Genomic DNA, 26,463 nt, shown 5'->3' with positions numbered 1-26,463 from the left:
CGGGCTAGAGGACGAAGCCCTCCGGGAAGGGGTCGGTGGGGTCCAGGAGGTACTGCGCGGTGCCGGTGATCCAGGCGCGGCCGGTGAAACTGGGCAGGACGGCCGGGCGGCCCGCGACCTCCGTCGTGCCCAGCAGCCGTCCGGTGAACCGGGTGCCGATGAACGACTCGTTCACGAACTCGGTGTGCAGCGGCAGTTCGCCCCGTGCGTGCAACTGCGCCATGCGCGCGCTCGTGCCCGTGCCGCAGGGGGAGCGGTCGAACCAGCCGGGGTGGATGGCCATCGCGTGGCGGGAGTGGCGTGCCGTCGCGCCGGGCGCGTAGAGGTGGACGTGGTGGCAGCCGCGGATGGAGGGATCCTCCGGATGCACCGGTTCGGCCTCGGAGTTGATGGCGTCCATCAGCGTCAGACCGGCCGCCAGGATGTCGTCCTTGCGGGCGCGGTCGAAGGGCAGCCCGAAGGCGTCGAGCGGGAGGATGGCGTAGAAGTTGCCGCCGTACGCGAGGTCGTAGGTGACCGTACGCCCATCGGGCAGGGTGATCTTGCGGTCCAGGGCCACGGCGAACGACGGCACGTTCTTCAGGGTCACGTTCCGCGCGGCCCCGTTCTCCACCGCCACCTCGGCGACCACCAGCCCCGCCGGGGTGTCGAGCCGGATGGTGGTCACCGGCTCCACCACCTCCACCATGCCGGTCTCGACCAGCACCGTCGCCACCCCGATGGTGCCGTGCCCGCACATCGGCAGATAGCCGGAGACCTCGATGTAGATGACGCCCCAGTCGCAGTCGGGACGGGTCGGCGGCTGCAGGATCGCGCCGCTCATCGCGGAGTGGCCCCGCGGCTCGTTCATCAGCAACCGCTTGATGTGGTCGCGGTGTTCCCGGAAGTAGAGCCGCCGCTCGTTCATCGTCGCACCCGGTACGGTGCCGATCCCGCCGGTGATCACCCGGGTCGGCATGCCCTCGGTGTGCGAGTCGACGGCGTGCAGGACGAGTTTGCTGCGCATGGTCCGCCTCCCTTTCCCGGCTTATGCGAGGCCCGCTGCGACGGCCTTCTCGGTGGCCGCCCGGACCGCCGCCTCCTGCTCGGGAAGCAGCGGCACGCGCGGCGGGCGCACCGGGCCGCCGTACCGGCCGACGACGTCCATGGAGAGTTTGATCGCCTGCACGAACTCCACCCGTGAGTCCCAGCGCAGCAGCGGGTGCAGCTGCCGGTACAGGGGGAGGGCGGTGGTCAGGTCCCCGGCCGTCGCGGCACGGTACAGCTCCGCCGAGGCCCGGGGGAGTGCGTTCGGGTAGCCGGCCACCCAGCCCTTGGCGCCCGCCACGGCCAGCTCCAGCAGGACGTCGTCGGCGCCGATCAACAGGTCCAGTTCCGGGGCGAGTTCGGCGATGCGATAGGCGCGGCGGACGTCTCCGGAGAACTCCTTGACGCCGTGGATGTGGCCCTCGCCGTGCAGCCGGGCGAGGAGCTCGGGCACCAGGTCGACCTTGGTGTCGATCGGGTTGTTGTACGCCACCACCGGCAGGCCCGCGCGGGCGACCTCGGCGTAGTGGGCGAGGACGGAACGCTCGTCCGCGCGGTAGGCGTTGGGCGGCAGCAGCATCACCGACGCACAGCCCGCCTCGCCCGCCTGCTCGGCCCAGCGCCGGGCCTCGGCCGAGCCGTACGCGGCGACGCCCGGCATCACCCGCTCGCCGCCGATCGCCGCCACGGCCGTCTCCACCACCCGGGCGCGCTCCTCGGGGGTGAGCACCTGGTACTCGCCGAGCGAGCCGTTCGGTACGACACCGTCACAGCCGCCCGCCACCAGCCAGGCGCAGTGCTCGGCATAGCGGTCGTAGTCGATCGAGAGGTCGTCGCGCAGCGGCAGGGCGGTGGCGACGAGCACGCCGCGCCAGGGGCGGTTCGGTGACTGGGTCATGCGGGGATCCCCCATCCAATGAGGTGTGACATATTACTGAGTGCCGTGACCTGTGGACAGGTCTTGGTCCGGGCTCTGTTCGGGTGATTCGGGCCGGGTTGTTCAGTCCTCCGGCAGCGCGGCCAGGACGCCGAGCGGTACCGGCCGGGCGAAGGGGCGGCGGCCCGGAGTGAGCGGGCATCCGGTCAGGCCGGCCACAGCGGGCGCGCACATCCGGCCCTGGCACCAGCCCATCCCGGCCCGGGTGAGCAGCTTCGCGGTGCGCAGATCACCCGCGCCGAGCCCGCCGGCTGCCGTACGCACCTGACCGGCGGTGACCTCCTCGCACCGGCACACCACCGTGTCGTCCGTGATCCGGTCCGCCCAGCCCGGCGGCGGCGCGTACACCGTCTCCAAGGCCGCGAAGAACGCCCGCTGACGGGTCCTGGCCCGGGCAGCCGCCGCCCAGGAGCGCGGGTCGGGGGCGGTGCCGCGCAGGCGGGCGGCGATCGAGCGGCCTGCGATGTGTCCCTCGGCGAGCGCGAGGGCCGCGCCGCCGATCCCGGTGGTCTCGCCGGCGGCCCAGACCCCGGGCACATCGGTGCGCTGCTCGTCGTCCACCCGTACGTCCGTGCCGGTCAGGGTGCAGCCGAGGGTCTCGGCGAGGTCGGTGTGCGGCAGCATGCCGTGTCCGACGGCGAGGGTGTCACAGGGGATGCGGCGAGCGCTGCCGGCCCTGAGCCGCCCCTCCCTGTCCAGCGCCGCGACGGTGACCGCCTCCAGCCGGTCGGTGCCATGTGCCTCCAGCACGGTGTGCCGGGCCAGCATGCGCACCCTGTGCCGCAGCAACTGCCCCGCGTACCACGCGGCTTCGGCGAGCTTGCCGGGCTCAGCCGCCAGGGCCGGTGTACGGCGCAGCACGGCCCCGGGGTCGGCGGACTCGACCAGCGCGGCCACCCGCGCCCCGGCCGCGGCGAGCCCCGTGGCCACCGGCAGCAGCAGCGGTCCGGTGCCGGCGACCACGACCCTGCGGCCGGGCAGCACCAGGCCGCCCTTGAGCATGGCCTGTGCGCCGCCCGCCGTGACGACACCGGGAAGCGCCCAGCCGGGGAAGGGCAGCACGCGCTCGTACCCGCCGGTGGCGAGCAGGACGGCGTCGGCGCGGACGGCGACCCCCTCCTCCTGGTCGGGGCCGCGCAGGGCGTGCACCGCCAAGGTGTCCGACTCCCGTGCCACACACCAGACATGGTGGCCCGTCAGATGCGTGATGTGTCCGGCGGCGATGTGCCGGTCGATGCCGTCCCGCAGTCGCTCCCAGGTCTTCCACTGATGGTGCAGGGCCTCGGGGCGGCGAGCACCGAGGGCCTGGGCGGGCTGCCGGTAGAACTGGCCGCCCGCCTGCTCGGCCGCGTCGACGAGGGTGACCCGCACGCCCCGGGCCGCCGCCGCCAGTGCCCCGGCGAGCCCCGCCGGGCCCGCCCCGAGGACGGCGAGGCGCGCTCGCTCAGTCATCGTCCCGTCCCGTTCCCTCCTGGGTGCGGATCACATCTCCCGGCCGCACCGGCAGCAGGCAGGCCCGTTGGTTCACGCGTCCGTTGACGGTCACCAGGCAGTCGAAGCACACCCCGATCCCGCAGAACACCCCGCGCGGCCGGCCGGCCCCGCGGGTGCTGCGCCAGGCGGTCACCCCCGCCGCCCACAGCGCAGCCGCGACCGTCTGCCCGGGCAGGGCCGCGAGGGGCCGCCCGTCGAAGGTGACGGTGAAGGCCTCGCCGGGGCGGGCCCGGGCCAACTCCAGGGGATTCACGGCGTGTCGCCTCCGTCGGTGTCGTATCCCTCGAACCGCTCCGGCCGGAACGGCGTGAGATCCAGCTCCGGTGTCTTCCCGGTGAGTGCCTGCGCGATCAACTGCCCGGTGCCGGCGGCCAGTCCGATGCCGGCGCCCTCGTGTCCGCAGGCGTGGAACAGCCCCGGCGCGCGGGGGTCGGGGCCGATCGCCGGGAGGTGGTCGGGCAGATACGGCCGGAAGCCCGCGTACGTCCGCAGCGCGTGCACCCGCTCCAGGAACGGGAACAGCCCGATCGCCCCGGCCGCGAGCGCCCGTACCGCCGGAAGCGACAGCGAGCGGTCGAAGCCGACCCGCTCCCGGCTCGCGCCGATCAGCACCGGACCGGCGGCCGTGCCCTCCACCACCGGCGAGGTGCGCAGGGCGGCCGAGTCGCTCGCGACGTCGGCCACATAGTCCGCGGCGTACACCTTGTGCCGCACCATCCGCGGCAGAGGCTCGGTGACCAGGACGAAGCCGCGCCGGGGGAGCACCGGCAGCCGGACGCCGGCGAGCGCCGCGAGGCCGCCGCCCCAGGTGCCGGCCGCGTTCACCACCGCCGGTGCGTGCAGCTCGCCCTGGTCGGTGCGGACGCCGGCCACCGTGCCGGCGGCCGTGCGCAGCACCCCGGTCACGGTCCACCCCGTGTGCAGGAGGGCGCCGGAGGCGCGGAGCAGATGGGCGGCGGCGAGGGCGGGCATGACCTGGGCGTCCTGCGGATAGTGCACCCCGCCTGCCAGGCCGGGGGCCAAGTGGGCTTCGAGAGAGGGCAGTTCGTCTGCGCTCACCGGGTCGGCCGTGACTCCCGCCGTCCGCTGGCCGTCTGCGAACGCGTGCAGCGCGGCGAGGGTCTCGGCGGTGGAGGCGACCACGAGGCCGCCCTTGGGCTCGTACTCGACCGCCGCTCCCAGCTCGTCGCCCAGCCGTGTCCACAATCGGGCCGACAACAGGGCGAGATCGAGCTCGGGGCCCGGTTCCTTGTCGGAGACGAGCAGGTTGCCCTCGCCCGCGCCGGTGGTGCCGCCGGCCACCGGGCCCCGGTCCACCACCCGCACATCGAGCCCGGCCCGTGCGGCGTACAGGGCGCAGGCCGCGCCGACCATGCCGGCTCCGACCACCACGACATCGCAGGTCAGTCCCTTTGTCACGGGCAGTACTATGTCACATGGCGCTGGTTCTGGGGAGACCTCGCACACTCTCGGCCGGTCGCGCACATGTCCCAGGCGTGGACGCCCCCTTGACGTCGCCTGATGCCGGATCGACACTCCAGGGTGGGAATCCTAGTGAACAGGTAGGGAATGATGACGCGCCTCGGAACGGTCACCGGCCTCGCGGGCCGTACGCCGTTGCGCGCGCCCCTGCTCACCTCCCGCCGGCACATCGACCTGCTGCGTGTCTGCAGCGCGATCAGCGCCCACCGCTGAGCCGAGGCGCTGCGCGCCCATCGGCCGACGCCGCATATCCGCACGCCCACCACCGGGGAGACGCATGTCCATCACTCCGCTCGCCACCCTCCCGTCCGCCCACCGCGCCGCCTCCGTCTTCCGGGGCCGGATCGGCCGGGACGCACGCAGCGGCGGCCACTACGCCGTGCCGCACCGCTACCGGCTCCATCTGTCGACCGCCTGCCCCGATGGGCTGCGCCTGGCCGTCGGACACAGCCTCCTCGGTCTGGACGGCAGTTGTCCGGTCACGGTCCTGCCCGCCGTACCGGACTGTCCCGGCGGCGGCCACTCCGCGCTGCGCCCGCTGTACGAGGCGAGCGCCCACCGCTACACCGGCCCGGCCCTCGCGCCCGTGCTCAGCGACGACTGGTCCGGACGCATCGTCAGCACCCAGGCCCGGGACATCCTGCGCGACCTCGACCGCTTCCCGCACGAGGGCCGCGCCGCCCTGTACCCGAGCGGCCTGGAGTCGGTGATCGAGGCCGTCGAGCGGATGTGCGCCGAGGGGATCGAGCAGGCCGCGCAGCGCGCCGGGCAGGCCGGCACCGACCCCGCCGGGCGGGCCGCCGCCCTGGACGTGCTCCTGGACACCCTGGGCCGGCTGGAGAACCGACTGGCCGGAGAGGAGCACCTGGTCGACGACCTTCTCACCGCCGCCGACGTCGAACTGTGGGTCAGCCTGGTGCAGTTGGACACCGTCCACCGTTGTCACCTCGACGCCTCCGCCGTCCAGCGCATCGCCGGCCACCGCGCCCTGTGGGCCTACGCCCGGCGCCTGGCCGCCCATCCCGCCTTCGGCCGCCATCTCGACCTCGACGGCATCTCCCGCCGCCACCACGGCCGTTGCCGGGGCCTGGAGGCCGCCGGGGCCGCTGTCCAGATCCTGGACTGGGCGGCCCACGCCGCGGACGCCGAAGACACTTCCCGCAGGTGAGAAACGGTCGGGAGGCGTCCACTCTGCGGACGACCGTTGACATTCGAACGGACAACTGCCTTACTTACGGCTCAGAACGGTCATGAGCGTCAGCGCCAAGCCCTGGCTCGCTGACCGGCAACCCTCGCATCGCGGTGGGGTGCCCCAGGTGACGACCGGACCGGAATGACGTTTTCGGTAAGCGCGAGGGCCCCGCGGGGCCGGAACAGTGACAGGTGACGCCATGTACGCAGCTCCCAGGACGGCCGCGAGCCGCGCCCAGGGCTGCGTACGGTCGTACGCCGGGCTCCTCGTCGCCGACCGCGCCGTCGATCTGCTCCGCGTCAACAGCGCACTGTGTACCGCACCGGGCTCTGCCCGCTGCCGGGGCTGACGACCCTTTCCAGCCCCACCTTCTCCAGCCGCCGTGTTCCTGACGCACACCGCTGCGCCGGTGTGCCGTCGCCCGCCCTGCCCACGGTTCCCGTCCGCCGCCGTGCGCCGCCTCGTGCCGTAGTGCCGTCGCGGCGCCCGCGCCCGCGCGCCGCGACCGGGGTGTCCGACTCCGCCGGAGCCCGCCATGAGTGAACCCCCAGGCGCCACCGTCTCCCTCGCCGAGACGCCACCAGCCGACATACCGTCAAAGTCTCTGAAGCCACAGCGAGTTCAACCATTGCGTCGGCCCGGCCGCTGGATCGCCGGGGCCGTCGTCCTCGTGCTCGTCGCACAGTTCCTGCACGGACTGGCCACGAACCCGTTCTACCAGTGGGACCGCTTCCGCTACTGGTTCCTGCGCCCCACCGTCCTGGACGGACTCCTCGTCACCCTCGAAGTCGCCGCGCTCAGCGCCGTCTTCGGCCTCCTCGGCGGGATCCTGCTGGCCCTCGGCCGGCAGTCCGGCAGCCCCGTGCTGCGCGCCGTGAGCTGGACCTACACCTGGCTGCTGCGTTCGGTGCCGCTGATCGTCGTCCTGATCTTCCTCTACAACTTCTCGGCCCTGTACAAGACGGTGAGCCTCGGCATCCCCTTCGGCCCCGCCTTCGTCACCTTCGACGAGTCCAGGCTCGCCACCGACATGACGGTCGCCGTGGTCGGACTCAGCCTCAACGAGGCGGCCTACGCGGCGGAGGTCGTCCGTGGCGGAATCCTCTCCGTCGACCAGGGCCAGCACGAGGCTGCGGCCGCGCTCGGCCTGCCCAGGGGCTACCAGTTCACCCGGATCGTCTTCCCGCAGGCCCTCAGGTCCATCACGCCGAACTACGTCAACCAGCTCATCGGCCTGATCAAGAGCACCTCGCTGGTGTTCTACGTCTCGCTGCTCGACCTCTTCGGCTCCGTGCAGACCATGGGCAGCACCTACCCCGGCGACATCGTGCCGCTGCTGCTGGTCGCCACCGTCTGGTACCTCATCCTCACCAGCGCCGTGTCCGTCGTGCAGTACTACGTCGAGCGGTACTTCGCGCGGGGCGCCACCCGCACCCTGCCGCCGACCCCGCTGCAGAAGGCGCGCGCGGGCGCCGCCGAGTTCCGGGCCCGGCTGCGCAGGGAGGCCGCCGTATGACCGCCACCGCCACCCTGGAGACCACCCCGGCCGCGCTGGAGGTCCACGACGTCCACAAGTGGTACGGCACCCATCGCGTCCTGGACGGCATCGATCTGACCGTGCGGCCCGGCGAGGTCACCGTCGTCATCGGGCCCTCCGGCTCCGGCAAGTCCACGCTGCTGCGGGTCATCAACCACCTGGAGAAACCCGAGGTCGGCCACGTCAGCGTCGGCGGCGAGCTGATCGGCGTCAAACGCGGCAACGGCGGCCGGCTCAAGGAGCTCAGCGAGCGCGCCATCCTGGCCCAGCGCGGCCGGATCGGCTTCGTCTTCCAGAACTTCAACCTCTTCCCGCATCTGACCGTCCTCGACAACGTCGCCGCCGCGCCCGTCGCCACCGGCCGGCTCGCGCGGTCCGAGGCCCGCGAACTCGCCCGGGAACTGCTCACCCGGGTCGGCCTCCGCGACCGTACCGGCGCCTATCCGCGCCAACTCTCCGGCGGACAGCAGCAGCGCGTCGCCATCGCCCGCGCCCTCGCGCTGCGCCCCGGCATCATCCTCTTCGACGAGCCGACCTCCGCGCTCGATCCCGAAACGGTCGGCGAGGTGCTCTCGGTCATCAAGGACCTGGCCACCAGCGGCACCACCCTGGTCATCGTCACCCACGAGATCGGCTTCGCCCGCGAGGTGGCCGACCGGATCGTCTTCATCGACGGCGGCCGGATCGTCGAACAAGGCCCGCCGGAAGAGGTGCTGGACCGGCCCCGCCACGAACGGACCCGCGACTTCCTCGCCAAGGTCCTCTGACCTCCCCGTGACCCCCGTAGCTCCCCCCGTAGTTTCCGAACGACAAGGACAGCCATGCGCAGCCACCTCTCCCGACGCAGCCTGACACGCGGCATCACCGCCGCGACCGCAGCCGCCACCCTCGCCACCGGGCTCGCCGCCTGCGGTGGCAACAGCGACGCGGCCACCACCACCGACAGCGCCAGGTCCGGTGAGGTCGTCGTCGGTCAGGTCTCCAACGGCGCCGCCAGGCAGACCGCCATCAAGGTGTCCGAAGTGAAGTCCATCAGCGCCGAACTGCCCGCCTCCGTCCGCAAGAGCGGCAGGCTAGTGATCGGCGAGGGCGCCCTGCCCGCCGGGTTCCCGCCGCTGGCCTACGTGGGCAGCGACCAGAGGACCCTCACCGGCTCCGAACCCGACCTCGGCCGCCTGGTCGCCGCGGTTCTCGGCCTCAAGCCGGAGCTGAAGAACTTCACCTGGGAGAACCTCTTCGTCGGCATCGACAGCGGCAAGGTCGACGTCGCCTTCTCCAACGTCACCGACACCGAGGAGCGCAAGAAGAAGTACGAGTTCGCCTCCTACCGGCAGGACAACCTCGCCTGGGAGGTGCCGAAGAAGAGCACTTGGAATTTCGACGGCAACTACGAGAACCTCGCGGGCAAGACCGTCTCCGTCGGTTCCGGAACCAACCAGGAGCGGATCCTCCTGGAGTGGAAGGCCAAGCTGGCCAAGGAGGGCAAGAAGCTCGACATCAAGTACTACCAGGACCACAACAGCACCTACCTGGCCCTCGCCGGCGGCAAGATCGATGCCTACTTCGGCCCCAATCCCGGAATCGCGTACCACATCACCCAGGTCGCGAACACGCCCAACGCCACCCGCAACGCGGGCAAGTTCTCCGGCGCGGGCGAGACCCTCCAGGGCCTGATCGCGGCGACCGCCAAGAAGGACAGCGGTCTCGCCAAGCCGCTCGCCGACGCCATCAACTACCTGATCAAGAACGGCCAGTACGCCGAGTGGCTCAAGGCCTACAACCTCTCCAACGAGGCCGTCGCCAAGTCCGAGGTGAACCCGCCCGGGCTGCCGCTGGACAACTCCTGACCCACGCAGCCCCGTTCGAGTCGAGTGGAGAGGACTCCGCCTCCGTGCCCCAGCAGACCGACCTCCGCGGAGGCGGAGCCCCGTCCGGCACCCATGTGCTCGACAACGCAGTCTGGGCCGCCCTGTCCGGTCCGCACGCCCACCTGGCCGAACGCCTCGGCCGTGCCGCCCGCTACCGGGACGGCGTCTACGCCTTCGCCGCGCTCGCCGACCCGGCGGACCCGGCCGCCTGGGACGACCTGCGTGCCCTCGTCGGCCCCGGAACCGCTGTACGGGTCAAGCCCGTCGACCGGGTGCCCGACGGCTGGCGGGTCGAAGTCGGCGGGGAGGGCGTGCAGCTGGTCGACACCGCGCTGCGCGCCGAACCCGCCCCGGACGCGGTACGGCTCGGGCCCGCCGACGTCCCCGAGATCCTCGGCCTCATCGCCCGGACCCGGCCAGGCCCGTTCCTGCGGCGGACCGTCGAGATGGGCACCTATCTCGGCATACGGCATGAGGGGCGGCTGATCGCGATGGCGGGGGAGCGGCTGCGGCTGCCCGGCTGGACCGAGATCAGCGCCGTGTGCACCGACCCGGATCACCGCGGCCGGGGGCTGGCCACCCGGCTGGTGCGGGCGGTCGCGTGGGGGATCCGGGAGCGCGGGGACAGCCCGTTCCTGCACGCCGCCGCGGACAACACGCCGGCGATCCGGCTGTACGAGTCGATCGGGTTCACCCTGCGCCGCCGCTCGCGGATCGTGCAGGTCCGCAGCGAGGAGACACGCGAGCGGGTTCGCAGCGCGGGAGCGATCGCGGACGGCCGGGTGGGAACAACCGCGTTCGGCCGCGCGTTGTGAGTCATGACGAGATCCGCGAGGCGGTCACCCAACCGGCCCGCCCCGCCCGACGGACGGAGGTGACGGGCGTGACACGTGTACTCGCGCTGCGCGCTCCGCGTCCGTACCGCTCCGTCCGTCTGATATCCCGGCCGCACATAGATCTCCAGCGCGTGTCCGCCGCGCTCTGTCGCCACTGACCTTCTCCCCGGCCTGACGAGCCCCAAGGCCCGGGTCCGCCCCTGCCGCGCTCGCCCTCGCCGACGCCCGCCCTCGCGAGCCGGTGTTCTCGCCACGGACATCCGCCATGGACATCAAGGAAGGCACCGACGTGTCCTCAACTCCTGCTTCCCCTCTGCACCTTGCCGTCGCCCTGGACGGCACCGGCTGGCACCCCGCCTCCTGGCGTGAGCCGGTCGCCCGCCCCCGGGACCTGTTCACCGCCGGTTACTGGGCCGATCTGATCGCCGAGGCCGAACGCGGCCTCCTCGACTTCGTCACCATCGAGGACGGCCTCGGGCCGCAGTCCGCGCACTTCCTCGACCCCGACGAGCGCACCGACCAGGTGCGCGGCCGGCTGGACGCGGTCCTCGTCGCCTCCCGGGTGGCCCCGCTCACCCGGCACATAGGTCTGGTCCCGACCGTGGTGGCCACGCACACCGAGCCGTTCCACATCTCCAAGGCGATCGCCACCCTCGACTACGTCAGCACCGGCCGCGCGGGGCTGCGGGTGCAGATCAGCGCCCGGCCGAACGAGGCCGCCCACTTCGGCCGCCGCACCATCGGCCGGATCGAGGCCTACGAGAGCCCGGCCGCACAGGACATCGTCACCGAGCTGTTCGACGAGGCCGCCGACCATGTGGAGGTGGTGCGCCGGCTCTGGGACAGCTGGGAGGACGACGCCGAGATCCGGGACGCGGCGACGGGCCGCTTCATCGACCGGGACAAGCTGCACTACATCGACTTCGAGGGCCGTCACTTCAGTGTCAAGGGCCCCTCGATCACACCCCGCCCGCCCCAGGGCCAGCCGCTGGTCACCGCCCTCGCCCACTCGACCGTCCCGTACCGCCTCGTCGCCCGCCAGGCCGACGTCGGCTATGTCACCCCGCACGACGCCGAGCAGGCCCGGGCGATCGTCGCCGAGATCCGCGCCGAGCAGCGGGCGGCGGGCCGTGCCGGGGACACCCTGCACATCTTCGGCGACCTCGTCGTCTTCCTCGACGACAGCCGGGTCGAGGCCGAGGCCAGGCGGGAGCGGCTGGACGCGCTCGCGGGGGAGCCGTACACCGGAGACGCCCGGATCTTCACCGGTGCAGCCGACCAACTCGCCGATCTGCTGGAGGAGTTGGCCGCGAGCGGTCTGACCGGGTTCCGGCTGCGGCCCGCCGTCGCCGGACACGATCTGCCCCGCATCAGCCGTGACCTCGTGCCCGAACTGCAGCGCCGGGGCCGCTTCCGGGAGGCCTACGAGGCCGACACCCTGCGCGGCCTGCTCGGCCTCGCCCGCCCCGCCAACCGCTACGCAGCAGCAGCCATCGCCTGAGCAGCCGGAGAGGACGACCGCACCATGAGTAAGCCGCTGAAGCAGATCCATCTGGCCGCCCACTTCCCCGGCGTCAACAACACCACCGTGTGGAGCGACCCGGCCGCCGGGAGCCACATCGAGTTCAGCTCCTTCGCGCACTTCGCGCGGACCGCCGAACGCGCCAAGTTCGACTTCCTGTTCCTCGCCGAGGGACTCCGGCTGCGCGAACAGGGCGGCGAGATCTACGACCTGGACGTCGTCGGCCGCCCCGACACCTTCACCGTGCTGGCTGCACTGGCCGCCGTCACCGACCGGCTCGGCCTGACCGGCACCATCAACTCCACCTTCAACGAGCCCTACGAGGTGGCCCGCCAGTTCGCCAGCCTCGACCACCTCTCCGGCGGCCGTTCCGCGTGGAACGTGGTCACCTCCTGGGACGCCTTCACCGGCGAGAACTTCCGCCGCGGCGGCTTCCTGCCGCAGGAGGAGCGCTACTCCCGCGCCAAGGAGTTCCTCGCCACCGCGCACGAACTCTTCGACTCCTGGCGTGGCGACGAGATCGTCGCCGACCAGGCCACCGGCACCTTCCTGCGGGACGCCAAGGCCGGCGCCTTCGTCCACCAGGGGCAGCACTTCGACATCCACGGCCGGTTCAACGTCCCGCGTTCCCCGCAGGGCCGCCCGGTGATCTTCCAGGCCGGCGACTCCGACGAGGGCCGCGAGTTCGCGGCGTCCGGCGCGGACGCGATCTTCAGCCGCTACTCGACGCTGAAGGAGGGCCAGGCCTTCTACACGGACGTCAAGTCCCGCCTCGCCAAGTACGGCCGCCGCCCCGACCACCTGCTCATCCTGCCCGCCGCCACCTTCGTCCTCGGCGACACCGACCAGGAGGCCGCCGAATTCGCCCGCGAGGTGCGCCGGCAGCAGGTCAGCGGTGCGACCGCCCTCAAGCACCTGGAGTTCGTCTGGAACCGGGACCTGTCGGCGTACGACCCGGAGGGGCCGCTGCCCGACGTCGACCCGGTGGTGAGCGAGGAGCACATCTCCCGGGGCCGCGCCCAGGTGCGGATGTACCGGGACCCGATCGCCATCGCCCGCGAGTGGCGGCAGCTCGCCGAGGCCAACAGGTGGTCCATCCGTGACCTGGTCATCAACACCGGCAACCGGCAGACCTTCGTCGGTTCCCCGGCGACCGTCGCCCGGACCATCAACGACTTCGTGCAGGCGGACGCCTCCGACGGCTTCATCCTCGTCCCGCACATCACCCCCGGCGGCCTCGACCCCTTCGCCGACAAGGTCGTACCCCTGCTCCAGGAACAGGGCGTGTTCCGCGCCGACTACGAGGGGACGACCCTGCGCGACCACCTCGGCCTCGCCCACCCGGACGCGGACTCCGGCGCCTCGCGCCCACGGGCCGCATCGTGAGGTTCCTCGCGATCACCGGCAAAGCGTGGTCGCGGTCGTCACCTCCCCCGTAGGTGACGACCGCGACCGCTCCCCCGGTGCCGGACATGTGGTCGGTGTTCGCCCGTGTGCTGTCACCAGCACATGACCGCTGTCTCCCCCGAACCCCAGGTGGAGTAGAGGCGGACGCGGACGACATAGCGGCGGCCCTTGACGAGCCGGACCCCGACGGCGGCGTTGTCCGGCGTGCCGCCGTCGTCGTGGCCCGCGAGGAAGCGCGGCACCCCGTCGCGCTCCTCGAAGACCACGAGCATCGTGTCGGCGTCGCCGAAGGTGCCCACGGCGTAGTCGCGGGTCTCCGGCGGCTCGACGGTGAAGTCGGCCTGCTCGCCCGGCCCGAGGCCGAGCGGCGCCGACCGGAACGGCACCAGCTCGGCCGGACCGGCCGGGTCGGCGGGCGGGTACCAGCGCAGCACGAACTCCTTGTCGGCCGGGGACGGGTCACCGGACGGAGACAGCCCCCCGCGGTACTGCTCCGGCTCCAGCACCAGCCCCGGCCCGAACGGGAACGTCATCACCGACTGCGGATCCCACACCGAGCCGCTCGCCTCGCCCGCGTCCAGCTCGCGCAGGACGTTCGTGTACGCCGTCTCGCGGCTCCAGAAGTTCGGCGGGCCTGCCAGCTCGGCGTAGACGGCCTCGTCGTCCCAGTGCAGCCCGGCGTACGGGTTCTGGTGCTCGTGCACCATGCCGAGCGCGTGCCCGATCTCGTGCAGCACCGTGCCGCGCTCCCCGGGCCCGGTCACGTCCCAGCCCAGGTTCATGGTGCGTTCGCTCCGGCCGACCGACAGCGCCTCCCGGCCCACCGCCGACCAGGAACCGCCGCCGGCCTGGAACCCGATCCGCAGCTCCGCCTCGCGCGGGTCGCCGACCTCGGCGAACGTCACGCCGATGCCGAGTCCCTGCCACTCGCGGAAGGCTTCGCGGACCATGTCCCGCTGCTCCTCGCCGCCGGCCCACGGCACCCGGCGCAGCTCACCGGTCCCGGGGACCGGGATCACCGAGGCGTCGGAGCCGTCGTACAGGTAGTAGTGCAGGACCGTGCCGTTGACCCACATCCGCCGCCCGGCGAGCAGCGCGCACTGCCGCTCGGCGGTCAGCCCCGGTGCGAAGCACGGGGCCGGCTGCCGTGGGAGCGAGCAGAGGCGTCGGGTCATGCGGCCAGCGTGCCCGCCCCCGCGGCCGGGCGCCTGAGTCGGGGGCTACTCAAGTCGCCCTGTATCAAACCTGAGTACCCGCGCTCTGCATGATGTGAGGACTTACGAGCAGGACGCCAAGACGCTTCAGCTGCCCTGGCCGTTCACCGGGCGGGAGGACGAACTGGAACTGGTCCGCGCCTCGTCGGCCGGCGGCGGGCACGGCATCGTGGTGACCGGACCGGCCGGCCACGGCAAGACCCGGCTGATCACGGAGGCGGTCCGGGGCACGGAGCACGCCCTGGTCACCGGCACGCCCGAGACCCGGAGCCTGCCCTTCGCGGCGTTCGCCCACCTGCTGCCCGACACCGTCTCGCTGCACCGCGCGGTGCGGACCCTGTCCGGTGTACGGCTCCTCGTCGTCGACGACGCGCATCTGCTGGACGAGGCCTCCGCCGCCCTCGTCCACCAGCTCGCCGTGCACGGCCGCACCCGGCTCGTCGTGGCCGCGGTGGACGGCGTGCCCGCGCCCGGCGCCGTCTCCCGGCTGTGGACCGGCGAGCTGCTGCCCCGGCTGGCCCTCGAACCGCTGCCCGGCGAGGACGTCGCCCAGCTGCTCGCCGCCGCCAAGCTGGAACCGCTCACCGTCCGCCGCCTGCACCGGATGTGCCGGGGCGATCTGCGGCTGCTGCGCGACCTGGTCGCGGCGCTGGGCAGGACGGGGCGGCTGATTCCCGTACCTGGTACGCAGGAGCGGGCCTGGCGGGGGCCGCTGCCGGTCACCGCGGCCGTACGGGAGCGGCTCGCCCCGGTGCTCGAACGCTCCGGCTCGGGTGAACGGGACACGTTGGAGCGCCTGGCCTTCGCCGAGCCGCTGCCCCTGCCGCTGGACGACCTCGAACCGGATGTCCTGGAGCCGCTGGAGGCCGACGGTCTGATCGATGTCGACGACCAGGACGGCGCCGTCACCCTCGCCCACCCCCTGCACGGGGCGGCCCTGCGCGTCACGGCCGGCCGGCTGCGGGCCCGTCGGCTGGCCGGCGCGCCGCGCGACCACGGTCCGGCCCTTGAGGCCGAACGGCGGCTCCTGGAGCGCGCGATCGAGCGGCTGGACGTCCGCTCGGTGCCCACCCCCGTGGGGGAGTGGCTGGTGGCGGAGGGTGCGGTGCTCCCGGCCGGGTACGCCGCCGTGCGCGCTCGGTTCGCATGGCTGCGGGGGGAGGTTCGGGACGCCGCCGCCTGGGCGCGGGAGGGGCTGCGGGCGGCGCCGGGAGATGACGGATGCCGTGCGGAACTTCGCCGGGCCGGTGGGGAGTCGGGTCCGAGCGGGGACGACGACGTGTACGCCCGGTACGACGCCGTACGCCTCGGTGACCCGGAACGGGCGGCCGGGCGGTTGCCTGCGGGGAGCGTGTTCGCGCGGCACGCCGACGCGCTGGCGCGAAGGGACGGGGACGGCCTGGACCGGGTCGCCGAGGCCCTGGAAGAGCACGGCTTCCTGCTGTTCGCGGCCGAGGCCCGGGCGCAGGCCGTGCGGGTGCACCGCGATCCGCGTGCCGCGCGGGTGTCCCGGACCCGCGCGGTGGCGCTCGCGCGCCGCTGCCAGGGCGCGCGGACACCCGCCTTGGCCGGGCTGGTCCTCGGCGAACTCACCGCCCGCCAGCGGCAGATCGTCGCGCTCGCGGCGGCGGGGCTGAGCAACCGGGAGATCGCCGAGCGGTTGACCCTGTCCGTGCGGACGGTGGGGAATCATCTGTACAGCGCCTACAGCCGGCTCGGCACCGCTGATCGGGGAGCGCTGCCGTTGCTCTGTGCTTCGGCGTGAGGACGTTCACGCCGCCCCGAAGGCCGCGAAGGCCCATCCCGTCGCCTGGTGCACCGCGTCGCCTGGCAGCGCGCTGCGGGCGTCCCGAAGTGCCTCCGCCAACGAGAGCCCCGCGCCCAGGCCCTTGTGCAGGGCCAGCATCAGGGGGACCACGGCAGCGTCGTTGACCGGTGCGCTGCTCGCCACCACCCCGGCCGTGCCGAGCGGCAGCAACGCGGTGACGAGGCCGAGGAGTTCGTCGGCGCCGACGGAGGCGAGGCGGGCGGTGTCGCAGCTGGAGAGAATGATCCGGTACGGGCTGCGGGTGAGCCGTTCGAAGTCGTGGACGATCAGCGGGCCGTCGGCCATGCGCAGGGCGGAGAACAGCGGGCTGTCGGCGCGGAACGTGCCGTGGGCCGCGAGGTGGGCCAGTGCCGCGCCGTCGAGGTGTTCCAGGATCCGCGGGACCTGGGCGTCGTCGCCCTCCAGGACGGTCGCCGTGCCGTAGCGGGCGGCCAGTTCCGGTACTTCCGCGCCGCCGGTCGCGAGGCCGGGCCCGCGCACCAGCACAGGCCGGCCGCCCGGCGGCGGCTCGGTCTCGCGGGCGCGCAGCCAGCTGCCCGCCGACGGGGACACGCTGAGCACCCGGTCCCGCAGCGCGGGCAGCAGCGCCCACGGCACCCGGTGCAGCGCCCCCGGTGGCACGACCACCACCGGGCCCGGGCCAAGATGCGGTACGGCCCCGCCCAGCAGCAGTTCCTGCAGCCGCAGGCCGGCCGCCTCCACCAGCGGCAGCCGGGCCTCGGCGCCGGGGTGGGCGAGGCGCCGCAGACCGGCCTGGACGTACTCGGCCTCGGCCACCGCCTCGGCCAGCGGGCCGCCGGTGAACCGCCGCACCCGGCCCTGTCCGCACAGCAGGACGTGCACCCGCCCGCCGACCACGGCGAGTTCGACCAGGCGTGCCTCGCCGAGCCGGTCCAGCAGCCGGGCCACCTCGAAGCGGTCGCCCTCGTGCGGCGCGGAGCCGCGTATGTGGTGGGTGCGGGAGCGGATCTCCCGTTCCAGGCGCCGCTGTTCGCGCTCCAGCGCGGGCACCGGACGGCCCTCCATCCGGGCCTCCTCGGCGCGGGCCGCGATCTCCCGGTAGGCGGTCAGGCCGCTCAGCAGTGCCGGGTCGGCGGGCGGCCGGGTGGGCGGCGCGGACAGCACGGTCGCCCGCCAGCGCTCGCTCCATTCCAGCAGCCGGCGGGGACCGCCGTGGGCGAGGCTCACCTCCTGGGCGAGCGCCGCCAGTTCGGCGCCCTGCGCGGTGACGTGCGCCCGCAGTTCGGAGGCGCCGAGGGTCGTCCGGTGGTCGTCCAGCACGTCCAGGCCGCGCCGGCAGGCCTCCAGCACGCCCCGCCGGGACCCGGCCGCGCGCGCCTGGAGCGCCTGCGCCGCCCAGCCCGTCACCCGGGCCGGGGGCGGGCCGCCGTACCGGCTGCGCGCGGCCACCGCCAAGTGGCGTTCGGCGTCGGCGGTCCAGCCCAGTGCGAGCGCGATCCGGCCCGCGAGGAGGGAGGCCTCCGGTGCGGCGGGGGAGCCGAAGGAGGCCAGCTTCTCGGCGACCGCAGCCGCGTCCGCCACCAGCCGCCCCGAGCGGCGCCCGGCCGCCACCCGCGCCTCGATCAGCACCAGCCTGGCGTGCTGCTCCCACCACATCCGGCGCTGCGCCGCGAACAGCCGTACGGCGACGGCGGCGCGGGCCACGGCGGTGTGCGCGTCCCCGGCCGAACGGGCGGCCCGCGCGGCGGCCAGCAGCAGCTCGGCCTTGCGGGTGGACTGCCCGCCGATCCGGTCCAGCAGCGCGATCGTCGCGTCCGCCTCGGCGAGCGCCTCCGGCGCGAGGCCGGCCGCCATCAGCACCTCGCAGCGGCGCAGGGCCAGCATGTAGGTGGGCGTGCCGAGTTTCGCGTACCGCTCCTCCGCCTCGTCCAGCAGCCGCAGCGCGGCCGGGATGTCCCCGGACCGGAAGGCGGCGAGCCCGCGGCTCTCCACCGCGTCGGCCTTGTCGTGCTCCTGGCCGGTGGTGTCCCACAGTCGCTCGGCCGCCGTGAAGTCGGCGACCGCCCGGTCCACCGCGCCGAGCGCCAGATGCACGGTGGCCCGCAGGGTCAACGCCCGCGCGGTCCAGATGTCGTCGCCGAGCTGCCGCAGCACGGGCAGCGCCCGCCGTACGTCCTCCAGCGCCTCCCGGTGATGTCCCAGCACCCACCACACGTACGCCCGCCGGTACAGCACCCGGGCCCGGGTGTGCCCGCTGCCCCGGGCGACCCCGCGCTCGAAGGAGGTGAGCCCCTGCCGCGTGCGCCCCGCGTGCACCAGTGCGACCCCGAGCGTGGCGAGCACATCCGCCTCGCGGTCGGCCGACTCGGCGCGCGCGGCCAGGTCCCGGGCCCGGCGCAGATGACGGAGCGCGATCCGCAGATCCCCGAAGTCCCGCTGCCAGATGCCGAGCACCTGGTGGGCGACGCTGGCGTGCAGCGGCGGCGGACCGGCCCCCAGGACCTGTTCCGCGCGTGCCCGGGCCTCGCCCGGGTCGGCGAACACCAGGGGCAGCAGTTCGAGAACCGACTCGCTTCCCGCCGTCACGTCTCGCATGGTAGTGGCCACCTGTATCAGACGGTGGCCCCGCGACTCTCACTGTCGAACACCGTCTTCAGGGGGAGGACAGGCCATGGCTCCACAGCGGTTCCACGAGCAGTTCGAGCACATCCAGCGCTCCATGCCGGACACATCCCTTGCCATGGGGCCGGACGACGACGCCCACTTCCTCTACGAGAAGGGCGTCGTGCTGGCCCGGGACGGCGAGGAGGCCCGGGTCGTCGAGGACGCCGTGCGCGCCCACTTCACCGCGACCGAGGGTCTGGTCCCCGACCATGTCCGGCGGGACGGCCCGGAGACCAACCGCACCGGCGTCACCCGCATCCGGGTCGCCGCCCCGAGTTCCGGCGACGACACCGTCCCGCACGCGCTGCGCGCCCTGCGGGAGGCCGAGGACCGCCAGGGGCGCCGGCTGGTGAGCCGTAACCATGTGGTGCACATCGCGGTCAACGCGTGCCCCGGCGACGAGCCGGTGCCGGTCGCGCGCACCCAGCCGGCCAACCCGGCCGCCGCCGACGGCGGTTACGATGCGGACAGCGCCGTCGGGGTCCTCGTGATCGACACCGGCCTGGTGCACGACCACGGCTCCTATCCGCTGCTCGCCCACACCACGGGCGACGCCCAGGCGGCCGAGACCGACGCCGACGGCGTGCTGCGCCAGTACGTCGGCCACGGCACCTTCATCGCCGGAATCCTCGCGGCCGTCGCGCCCAGCACCGACATCACCGTCCGCGGCACCCTGAACGACGCCGGAGCGATCCTGGAGTCCGAGTTCGGCGCCCGGCTCTTCGAAGCGGTCGACCAGGGCGGCTGGCCCGACATCATCAGCCTGTCCGCCGGCACCACGACCGAGAGCGGCGACGGACTGCTCGGCCTGGACGCCTTCATGCGCGAACTGCGCGAGCAGCACACCCTGCTGGTGGCCGCCGCCGGCAACAACGCCGGCGACACCCCGTTCTGGCCCGCCGCCTACGCCGCCCTGCCCGAGTACGCCGACAGCGTGCTCTCGGTCGGTGCCCTCCGCGCCGACGGCGACGGCGCGGCCTGCTTCAGCAACCACGGCCCCTGGGTGCGGGTCCACGCCCCCGGCGAGCGCCTCACCAGCGCCCTCACCGGCTTTGGCACCCCCGTGCCGTACATCTACCAGCACTCCACCTACGACGCCTGCCGGTTCGGCTTCGACTACCCGTGCACCTGTCAGTTCCCGCGCCACACCGGCGTGCTGAGCGAGGGCCGGGAGAGCACCGGGGCCAAGCCGGACCAGGTGATGTTCGACGGCCTCGCGCAGTGGAGCGGCACCTCCTTCGCCACCCCGGTCGCCGCCGGTCTCGTCGCCGCGCTGATGGCGGCGCAGGGGGAGCGCGACCCGCGCACCGCGCTCGCCCGGCTGCTCGCGGCCACCACCGACACCGCCGTGGTGCGCGGGGCGCATGTCCCGGCGCTCCGGCCGGCCGGCTGGCGCCCGGTCCCGGTCGTGGCCCCCGCCGTGCCCGCATGAGGTCCGGAACGCTCCGCTCCACGGCGTACGATGACGTGCCGTACACGAGGGGTGGAGCCGTGGACCGAACAGAGGTCGGCGCGCTCGTCCAGTCCGCCGTCGACGGGGACGCCGCGGCCTGGAAAGCGCTGGTGGAAGGGATGAGTCCGCTGGTGTGGTCGGTCGTGCGCGCACACCGGCTCTCCGACGCCGACGGGCACGAGGTCTACCAGACCGTGTGGTTCCGCTTCGCCCAGCATCTGGGCCGGATCCGCGAACCCGACAAGGCGGGTTCCTGGCTGGCCAGTACGGCCCGCCACGAGTGCCTGAAAGTGCTCAAGAGCCTGACCCGGCTGACCCTGACGGACGATCCACGGGTGCTGGACCGGGCCAGCGACGAGCGGACCCCGGAGGAGTCGCTGATCGACTCGGAGGACGAGGCGGACCGGGCCGAGCGGGTGCGCCGCCTGTGGCAGGAGCTGGACGGAATGGGGGAGCGCTGCCGGCAGCTGCTGCGCGTGCTGGTGGCCTCTCCGCCGCCCAGCTACGGTGAGATCTCGGCCGCGCTCGGTATCGCGGTCGGCAGCATCGGACCGCTGCGCCAGCGCTGTCTGCGCCGGCTGCGGGCCCGGATGGACGCACGGGGTGCGGCGTGAACGACGACCATCGGTTCCCGGAACCGGGCACGACGGACGAGGAGTTGGCGGACTCCCTGCTGGAGGAGGAGCTGCGCCAGGCGGCCGCCGTCCTCGACCCGGTCCCGGACACTCTGCTCCAAGTGGCCCTGGACGCCTACGCGTTGCACGACCTGGACGCGCGGATCGCCGAGCTGACCTTCGACTCGCTGGTGGACGCGCTGCCGGTCCGGGGTATGCCGGACACCCCGCGGATGCTGACGTTCAGCGCGGGCGAGGTCACCGTCGACGTCGAGGTCACCGAGGACGGGCTGATCGGCCAGGTGCTGCCGCCGCAGTCCGCGCGCATCGAGGTGCTCGGCGGCCCGCAGACCGCTCTCCCGGTCGCGGTCGACACGCTCGGCCGCTTCACCAGCGACACGCCACCGGCCGGCCCCTTCGCCCTCAGGCTGCGGACCGGCGCGGAGGTGATCGTCACGGAGTGGCTGCGGGCCTGACCCCGCTCAGGACGTCACGACGTCACACGGACCAGGTCACGGGCAGCGTCCGCGGCCCGCGGATCATTGTCCTGTGCCGCCACCGCACGTCCTCGGCCGGCACCGCGAGCCGCAGCCCGGGCAGCCGGTCCAGCAGGGTGTCCACCAGCAGTTCGGTCTGCAGCCGGGCGAGCAGCGTGCCGGTGCAGAAGTGCGGCCCGTTGCCGAACGCCACGTGCGGGTTCGGATCGCGGTCGGGGTCGATGCGGTCCGGGTCCGGGAAGACGGCCGGGTCGCGGTTGGCGGCGAGGTAGGAGACGTAGACCGGCTCGCCCGCGGCGATCCGGTGGCCGGCGATCTCCACGTCCTCCAGCGCGATCCGGGCGAGCCCGACCGAGCTGCGGTGCGGGATCCACCGGAACAGCTCGTCCAGCACAGGACCGCGGGCCTCGGGCCGCGCCCGCATCCGCTCCATCAGCTCCGGCCGGGTCAGCATCAGGTACAGCATCTGCCCGCAGTTGTGCGTGACGGCCTCGCCGCCGATCTGCAGCGGGCCGGCCAGCCCGACGGCCTCCTCCTCGCTGATCTCCCCGCGCGCCACGGCCCCGCCCAGCATCGAGTAGACGTCCTCGCCGGGGCTGTGGGCGCGGGCCCGGACGGTCGTGGTGATCCACCCGTACAGGCCCTCCTTGGCCCGGCCGGCCGCCTCGGCCCCGTTGGTGGAGATGATCTCGCGCGTCCAGGCGTGCACCTGCGCCCGGTCGGCGGCGGGCACACCCATCACCTCGCTGACCACGGTGAGCGGGAACGGCTCCAGCACCCGCTCCATCAGATCGGCCGGCGGCCCGTCCCGTACGACGGCCTCCACCAGCTCGTCCAGGACCGCCTGCGCGCGGGGCCGCAGCCGCTTCATGGCGCTCACCGTGAAGGCGCCGGCGACCGGCTTGCGCAGCCGGTTGTGGTCGGGCTGGTCGGCCCAGGCGAGCGAGCCCGGGCGGGGCGCGAAGTTCGGCGCCATGCGGGTCACCTGGCGGCCGGTCACCTCGGCGCGGCTGAAGCGCGGGTCGTTGGTGATCAGCTTCACGTCGTCGTGGCGGGTCGCCAGCCACGCCCAGCCCTCGCCGAACGGCAGCCGGATCCGGGTCAGCGGACCCTCGCGCATCAGGCCTGCGAGGATCGGGTCGAAGTCCGTTCCGTCCAGGTCGGGTGTGGGCCAGTCCCGTACGGGCGGCGGGGCGTGGCCGGTGAGCGTGGTCTCCTCGGTCATGCGCACCACACTGGTATGGGGGCGGGGCGTTGTCCTGTCGGAGTGCGCCAGGTGGGGGGCCGGGCGCCTGTTGGGGTGCCGCTGAGGCGCTTCAGACCGCGTCCATGAGCTCGGCCAGCGCGCCCGCCAGCCGCTGAAGTCCCTGGCCGGCCGGTCCGCCCGGCTCCGCCATATAGGTGTCCCGGCGGATCTCCACCATCAGGGCGGTGACCCGTGCATCGGTGCCGTAGAACTCCAGGGGCACGTACGTCCCGGCGAAGGGGCTGTCCAGTCCGATCCCGCCGCAGTCCGTGAACGCCTTGCGTGCCGCGTCCGTCAGCTCCGGCGGGGTGTGGAAGGGATCCGTCCCCAGGCACACCGGCGGACGCGGCCCGGTGCCGTGCAGCTCGTAGGGCAGCGGCTGGGTCGGATAGGAGTGCACGTCGATGACGACGGCCCGCCCGGTCGCCGCCAGCCGTTGCGCGACCGCCTCGGTCATGGCCCGCGCGTAAGGCCGGAAGTACCGCTCCAGCAGCGGCCCCGGATCGGTGTCCGCGGGCCGTAGTTCGCTCCGGTGCGTGGTCCGCGTGTATACGGCGCCCATGCCGACGGCCGTCATCTCCTCGCGCCCGTCCGGGAACCGCTCCGGGTCCACGACCAGGCGGGACAGCCGGTTCACGAACCGCCATGGCGTGACGGCGGCCAGACCCGTGGCCCGCTCGGCGAGCTCGGCGGTGTGCGCGTCCGTGATGTGGTCCAACTCCCGCTCCAGCGCGGCGTCGTCCAGCACGATCCCGCCGCGCACGTCCTTGGGGATCGCCCGCGCCGAGTGCGGCACGTGCAGCAGGACGGGCGACTCGGGGGCACCGGGCAGGAGTTCGAAGGAGGACACAGGTGGCTCCGGGGCGTTGTCAGTGGTCTGGTGCAGGATCAAGGTGTCACATCGGCAACCGAGCGAGGGGCGGTACCGGAGCATGCCGATCAGGAACCCGAGGGTGGCGGAGCACGCCTTCCTTGACGGGCTGTACCAGGACGGGTACTTCCCGGACCACGTCGTGGACAAGGGCCGGGCGATCCTGCTCGCGCTGTGTGCGCGGATCGAGGCCGAGCGGCCCGACGACCTGACCGCGCTGTACCGGCTGACGCAGGCCGCCACCGAGGAATTCAACGCACTGGAAGCGGAGTTCGAGGCGGCCGGCAGCGAGATCGAGACCGTGGCCCGCGAGGAGATAGGCGGCGATTTCTGGTTCGTCGCGCGGGCCTACGGCTTCGAGGATGCGGACGTGGAGGAGCTGATCGCCACCCGCGACTGGTGAGCGGTGCCCGGCAACTCCACGCCCGGGGCATCTGCTTGCCCCGCCGCCCTGCACATGCCTCCGCCCCGGCCGGTGTTGCTGCCGGCCGGGGCGGAGGGGCACTCACGAGGGCGGTTCAGGCGCCGCAGGCACTGGCGCCGCAGGCACTGGCGCCGCAGGCACTGGCGCCGCAGGCACTAGCTCAGGGACGCCAGCGCCTCGTTCCAGGTGGCCGACGGGCGCATGACCGCGTCGGCCTTGGCCTTGTCGACCTGGTAGTAGCCGCCGATGTCGGCCGGCTTGCCCTGGACGGCGATCAGTTCGTCCACGATCTTCTGCTCGTTCGCGGCGAGGGTCTCGGCGAGCGGAGCGAAGGCCTTGGCCAGGTCGGCGTCGTCGGTCTGCCGCGCCAGCTCCTGCGCCCAGTACAGGGACAGGTAGAAGTGGCTGCCGCGGTTGTCGATGCCGCCGACGCGACGGGTCGGGGACTTGTCCTCGTTGAGGAAGGTCGCCGTGGCGCGGTCGAGGGTGTCGGCGAGCACCTTGGCACGGGCGTTGCCGGTGGCCGTCGCGTACTGCTCGAGGGAGGGGACGAGCGCGAAGAACTCACCGAGGGAGTCCCAGCGCAGGTAGTTCTCCTTGACCAGCTGCTGGACGTGCTTCGGCGCGGAGCCGCCGGCGCCGGTCTCGAACAGGCCGCCGCCCGCCATCAGCGGGACGACCGACAGCATCTTGGCGCTGGTGCCCAGCTCCAGGATGGGGAAGAGATCGGTGAGGTAGTCGCGCAGGACGTTGCCCGTCACGGAGATGGTGTTCTCGCCGCGGCGGATGCGCTCCACGGACAGCTTGGTGGCCTCGACCGGGGACAGGACGCGGATGTCCAGGCCCTCGGTGTCGTGCTCCAGCAGGTACTGCCGGACCTTGGCGATGAGCTGCGCGTCATGGGCGCGGTTCTCGTCCAGCCAGAACACCGCCGGGTCGCCGGTGGCGCGGGCGCGGGTGACGGCCAGCTTGACCCAGTCGCGGATCGGGGCGTCCTTGGTCTGGCAGGCGCGGAAGATGTCGCCCTGCGCGACCGGCTGCTCGATGAGCACCGTGCCGGCCTGGTCGACCAGGCGGACCGTGCCCGCGACCGGGACCTCGAAGGTCTTGTCGTGGGAGCCGTATTCTTCGGCCTTCTGCGCCATCAGGCCGACGTTCGGCACCGAGCCCATGGTGGACGGGTCGTAGGCGCCGTTGGCCCGGCAGTCCTCGATGACGGCCTGGTAGACACCGGCGTAGGAGGAGTCCGGGATGACCGCGAGGGTGTCGGCCTCCTGGCCGTCCGGGCCCCACATGTGGCCGGAGGTGCGGATCATCGCCGGCATGGACGCGTCCACGATGACGTCCGAGGGCACGTGCAGGTTGGTGATGCCCTTGTCGGAGTCGACCATGGCGAGGGCCGGGCCCTCGGCGATCTCGGCGTCGAAGGAGGCCTTGATCTCGGCGCCCTCGGGCAGGTTGTCCAGGCCCTTGAGGATGCCGCCGAGGCCGTCGTTCGGGGTGAGGCCGGCCGCCTTGAGGGTCTCGCCGTACTTCGCGAACGTCTTCGGGAAGAAGGCGCGCACCACGTGACCGAAGATGATCGGGTCGGAGACCTTCATCATCGTGGCCTTCAGGTGCACGGAGAACAGGACGCCCTCCTGCTTGGCGCGGGCGACCTGCGCGGCGAGGAACTGCTCCAGCTCGGCGACGTGCATGACGGAGGCGTCGACGACCTCGTCCTTCAGCACCGGCACGGACTCGCGCAGCACGGTGGTGGTGCCGTCCTCGGCGACCAGCTCGATCTTCAGCGCGCCGTCCTCGGCGATGACGACGGACTTCTCGGTGGAGCGGAAGTCGTTCTCACCCATGGTCGCCACGTTGGTCTTGGACTCGGGGGTCCAGGCGCCCATGCGGTGCGGGTGGGTCTTGGCGTAGTTCTTCACCGAGGCCGGGGCACGGCGATCGGAGTTGCCCTCACGCAGCACCGGGTTGACGGCGGAGCCCTTGACCTTGTCGTAGCGGGCGCGGATCTCGCGCTCCTCGTCGGTCTTCGGGTCGTCCGGGTAGTCCGGCAGCGCGTAGCCCTTGCCCTGCAGCTCGGCGACGGCGGCGCGCAGCTGCGGGATGGACGCCGAGATGTTCGGCAGCTTGACGATGTTGGCCGCGGGGGTCTTGGCCAGGTCACCCAGCTCGGCCAGGGCGTCCGGGATGCGCTGGTCCTCGTTCAGGTACTCCGGGAAGTGGGCGATGATGCGTCCGGCCAGCGAGATGTCCCGGGTCGTCACGGGCACACCGGCCTGCGAGGCGTACGCCTGGACCACCGGCAGGAACGAATGCGTCGCCAGGGCCGGGGCCTCGTCTGTGTAGGTGTAGATGATGGTCGAGTCAGTCACCGGGTGCTCCGCTCC

At 73.1% G+C, this 26,463-nt stretch carries 25 protein-coding genes and 1 riboswitch; of the genes, 15 read left to right on the top strand and 10 right to left on the bottom strand.

All coding sequences use genetic code 11. The annotated features are described in order from the left end of the window. Window positions 1-4: 4 nt before the first annotated feature. The 5 genes from ACWCQS_RS38090 to ACWCQS_RS38070 all read right to left on the bottom strand — a co-directional run bounded on the left by ACWCQS_RS38090 (window position 5) and on the right by ACWCQS_RS38070 (window position 4,876). Entirely contained in the window at window positions 5-1,006 is a 1,002-nt protein-coding gene (locus tag ACWCQS_RS38090; RefSeq protein WP_451008733.1) for a proline racemase family protein, read from the bottom strand. Between the two features lie 21 nt (window positions 1,007-1,027). Further along, window positions 1,028-1,924: a dihydrodipicolinate synthase family protein gene (locus tag ACWCQS_RS38085; protein ID WP_451008732.1), complete on the bottom strand. Its 897-nt coding sequence runs from the start codon at window positions 1,922-1,924 to the stop codon at window positions 1,028-1,030. Window positions 1,925-2,026: 102 nt separating this feature from the next. Beyond that, window positions 2,027-3,415: an FAD/NAD(P)-dependent oxidoreductase gene (locus tag ACWCQS_RS38080; RefSeq protein WP_451008731.1), complete on the bottom strand. Its 1,389-nt coding sequence runs from the start codon at window positions 3,413-3,415 to the stop codon at window positions 2,027-2,029. After that, window positions 3,408-3,710: a (2Fe-2S)-binding protein gene (locus ACWCQS_RS38075; protein WP_451008730.1), complete on the bottom strand. Its 303-nt coding sequence runs from the start codon at window positions 3,708-3,710 to the stop codon at window positions 3,408-3,410. The genes ACWCQS_RS38080 and ACWCQS_RS38075 overlap by 8 nt, the downstream gene beginning before the upstream one ends. Then, window positions 3,707-4,876, bottom strand: a complete 1,170-nt coding sequence (locus ACWCQS_RS38070) for an NAD(P)/FAD-dependent oxidoreductase (protein WP_451008729.1) — start codon at window positions 4,874-4,876, stop codon at window positions 3,707-3,709. The genes ACWCQS_RS38075 and ACWCQS_RS38070 overlap by 4 nt, the downstream gene beginning before the upstream one ends. 153 nt (window positions 4,877-5,029) lie before the next feature. On the opposite strand from ACWCQS_RS38070, the gene ACWCQS_RS38065 reads away from it, so the two are divergent. The 10 genes from ACWCQS_RS38065 to ACWCQS_RS38020 all read left to right on the top strand — a co-directional run bounded on the left by ACWCQS_RS38065 (window position 5,030) and on the right by ACWCQS_RS38020 (window position 13,280). After that, window positions 5,030-5,152 carry a putative leader peptide gene (locus ACWCQS_RS38065; RefSeq protein WP_388626761.1) on the top strand — a complete coding sequence of 41 codons (123 nt, stop codon included), beginning with the start codon at window positions 5,030-5,032 and terminating at the stop codon, window positions 5,150-5,152. A 64-nt stretch (window positions 5,153-5,216) separates the two neighbouring features. Beyond that, on the top strand, window positions 5,217-6,107 hold the full coding sequence (locus ACWCQS_RS38060) for a glutathione S-transferase C-terminal domain-containing protein (protein WP_451008728.1): 891 nt from the start codon (window positions 5,217-5,219) through the stop codon (window positions 6,105-6,107). Between the two features lie 78 nt (window positions 6,108-6,185). Then, a riboswitch (SAM riboswitch) is annotated at window positions 6,186-6,297 on the top strand. Between the two features lie 33 nt (window positions 6,298-6,330). Continuing rightward, window positions 6,331-6,480, top strand: a complete 150-nt coding sequence (locus tag ACWCQS_RS38055) for a hypothetical protein (protein WP_450986156.1) — start codon at window positions 6,331-6,333, stop codon at window positions 6,478-6,480. A 186-nt stretch (window positions 6,481-6,666) separates the two neighbouring features. After that, window positions 6,667-7,647 carry an amino acid ABC transporter permease gene (locus ACWCQS_RS38050; protein ID WP_451008727.1) on the top strand — a complete coding sequence of 327 codons (981 nt, stop codon included), beginning with the start codon at window positions 6,667-6,669 and terminating at the stop codon, window positions 7,645-7,647. After that, complete coding sequence (locus ACWCQS_RS38045) at window positions 7,644-8,435, top strand: amino acid ABC transporter ATP-binding protein (RefSeq protein ID WP_451008726.1); 792 nt, start codon at window positions 7,644-7,646, stop codon at window positions 8,433-8,435. The genes ACWCQS_RS38050 and ACWCQS_RS38045 overlap by 4 nt, the downstream gene beginning before the upstream one ends. Before the next feature lie 54 nt (window positions 8,436-8,489). Continuing rightward, window positions 8,490-9,515 carry an ABC transporter substrate-binding protein gene (locus ACWCQS_RS38040; protein ID WP_451008725.1) on the top strand — a complete coding sequence of 342 codons (1,026 nt, stop codon included), beginning with the start codon at window positions 8,490-8,492 and terminating at the stop codon, window positions 9,513-9,515. Between the two features lie 44 nt (window positions 9,516-9,559). Beyond that, window positions 9,560-10,351 carry a GNAT family N-acetyltransferase gene (locus ACWCQS_RS38035; RefSeq protein WP_451008724.1) on the top strand — a complete coding sequence of 264 codons (792 nt, stop codon included), beginning with the start codon at window positions 9,560-9,562 and terminating at the stop codon, window positions 10,349-10,351. Next, window positions 10,348-10,530, top strand: coding sequence for a putative leader peptide (locus ACWCQS_RS38030; RefSeq protein WP_451008723.1), 183 nt, complete (start codon window positions 10,348-10,350; stop codon window positions 10,528-10,530). Before ACWCQS_RS38035 ends, ACWCQS_RS38030 begins: the two co-directional genes overlap by 4 nt. Before the next feature lie 107 nt (window positions 10,531-10,637). Further along, entirely contained in the window at window positions 10,638-11,873 is a 1,236-nt protein-coding gene (locus ACWCQS_RS38025) for an LLM class flavin-dependent oxidoreductase (protein WP_451008722.1), read from the top strand. A gap of 24 nt (window positions 11,874-11,897) precedes the next feature. Continuing rightward, window positions 11,898-13,280, top strand: a complete 1,383-nt coding sequence (locus ACWCQS_RS38020; RefSeq protein ID WP_451008721.1) for an NtaA/DmoA family FMN-dependent monooxygenase — start codon at window positions 11,898-11,900, stop codon at window positions 13,278-13,280. A 113-nt stretch (window positions 13,281-13,393) separates the two neighbouring features. Here the strand turns inward: ACWCQS_RS38020 and absR1 are convergent, their stop codons facing one another. Beyond that, window positions 13,394-14,476: a beta-glucuronidase AbsR1 gene (gene absR1 / locus ACWCQS_RS38015; RefSeq protein ID WP_451008720.1), complete on the bottom strand. Its 1,083-nt coding sequence runs from the start codon at window positions 14,474-14,476 to the stop codon at window positions 13,394-13,396. Window positions 14,477-14,570: 94 nt separating this feature from the next. Between absR1 and ACWCQS_RS38010 the strand changes: the two genes are divergently transcribed. Further along, window positions 14,571-16,280 (top strand): LuxR family transcriptional regulator AbsR2, encoded by a 1,710-nt coding sequence (locus ACWCQS_RS38010; RefSeq protein WP_451008719.1) that lies wholly within the window; start codon window positions 14,571-14,573, stop codon window positions 16,278-16,280. Between the two features lie 6 nt (window positions 16,281-16,286). On the opposite strand, the gene ACWCQS_RS38005 is transcribed toward ACWCQS_RS38010, so the two are convergent. Continuing rightward, window positions 16,287-18,890 (bottom strand): CHAT domain-containing protein, encoded by a 2,604-nt coding sequence (locus tag ACWCQS_RS38005; protein ID WP_451008718.1) that lies wholly within the window; start codon window positions 18,888-18,890, stop codon window positions 16,287-16,289. Between the two features lie 85 nt (window positions 18,891-18,975). On the opposite strand from ACWCQS_RS38005, the gene ACWCQS_RS38000 reads away from it, so the two are divergent. From ACWCQS_RS38000 to ACWCQS_RS37990, 3 genes are read left to right on the top strand one after another with little or no spacing between them, the layout of a single operon-like run. Then, the gene (locus ACWCQS_RS38000; RefSeq protein WP_451008717.1) at window positions 18,976-20,400 is read left to right on the top strand and encodes a S8/S53 family peptidase; all 1,425 of its coding nucleotides are present in this window, start codon (window positions 18,976-18,978) and stop codon (window positions 20,398-20,400) included. Continuing rightward, the gene (locus tag ACWCQS_RS37995) at window positions 20,397-21,035 is read left to right on the top strand and encodes an RNA polymerase sigma factor (RefSeq protein WP_451008716.1); all 639 of its coding nucleotides are present in this window, start codon (window positions 20,397-20,399) and stop codon (window positions 21,033-21,035) included. The genes ACWCQS_RS38000 and ACWCQS_RS37995 overlap by 4 nt, the downstream gene beginning before the upstream one ends. Then, complete coding sequence (locus tag ACWCQS_RS37990; protein ID WP_451008715.1) at window positions 21,032-21,511, top strand: hypothetical protein; 480 nt, start codon at window positions 21,032-21,034, stop codon at window positions 21,509-21,511. Before ACWCQS_RS37995 ends, ACWCQS_RS37990 begins: the two co-directional genes overlap by 4 nt. A 22-nt stretch (window positions 21,512-21,533) precedes the next feature. Here ACWCQS_RS37990 and ACWCQS_RS37985 read toward each other — a convergent pair whose 3' ends face one another. Together ACWCQS_RS37985 and ACWCQS_RS37980 are read right to left on the bottom strand one after the other, a co-directional pair. Beyond that, window positions 21,534-22,757, bottom strand: coding sequence for a cytochrome P450 (locus ACWCQS_RS37985; protein ID WP_451008714.1), 1,224 nt, complete (start codon window positions 22,755-22,757; stop codon window positions 21,534-21,536). 91 nt (window positions 22,758-22,848) lie between these two features. Continuing rightward, the gene (locus ACWCQS_RS37980; RefSeq protein ID WP_451008713.1) at window positions 22,849-23,628 is read right to left on the bottom strand and encodes an N-formylglutamate amidohydrolase; all 780 of its coding nucleotides are present in this window, start codon (window positions 23,626-23,628) and stop codon (window positions 22,849-22,851) included. An 82-nt stretch (window positions 23,629-23,710) separates the two neighbouring features. On the opposite strand from ACWCQS_RS37980, the gene ACWCQS_RS37975 reads away from it, so the two are divergent. After that, window positions 23,711-24,052 (top strand): DUF5713 family protein, encoded by a 342-nt coding sequence (locus tag ACWCQS_RS37975; RefSeq protein ID WP_451008712.1) that lies wholly within the window; start codon window positions 23,711-23,713, stop codon window positions 24,050-24,052. A gap of 176 nt (window positions 24,053-24,228) precedes the next feature. On the opposite strand, the gene ACWCQS_RS37970 is transcribed toward ACWCQS_RS37975, so the two are convergent. Continuing rightward, window positions 24,229-26,448 carry an NADP-dependent isocitrate dehydrogenase gene (locus ACWCQS_RS37970; protein ID WP_451008711.1) on the bottom strand — a complete coding sequence of 740 codons (2,220 nt, stop codon included), beginning with the start codon at window positions 26,446-26,448 and terminating at the stop codon, window positions 24,229-24,231. Between the last annotated feature and the right edge of the window lie 15 nt (window positions 26,449-26,463).

Source organism: Streptomyces sp. NPDC002076, from assembly GCF_053593835.1.
The sequence above is the reverse complement of the archived record's forward strand: the minus strand, read 5'-3'. Positions and strand labels throughout refer to the sequence as shown.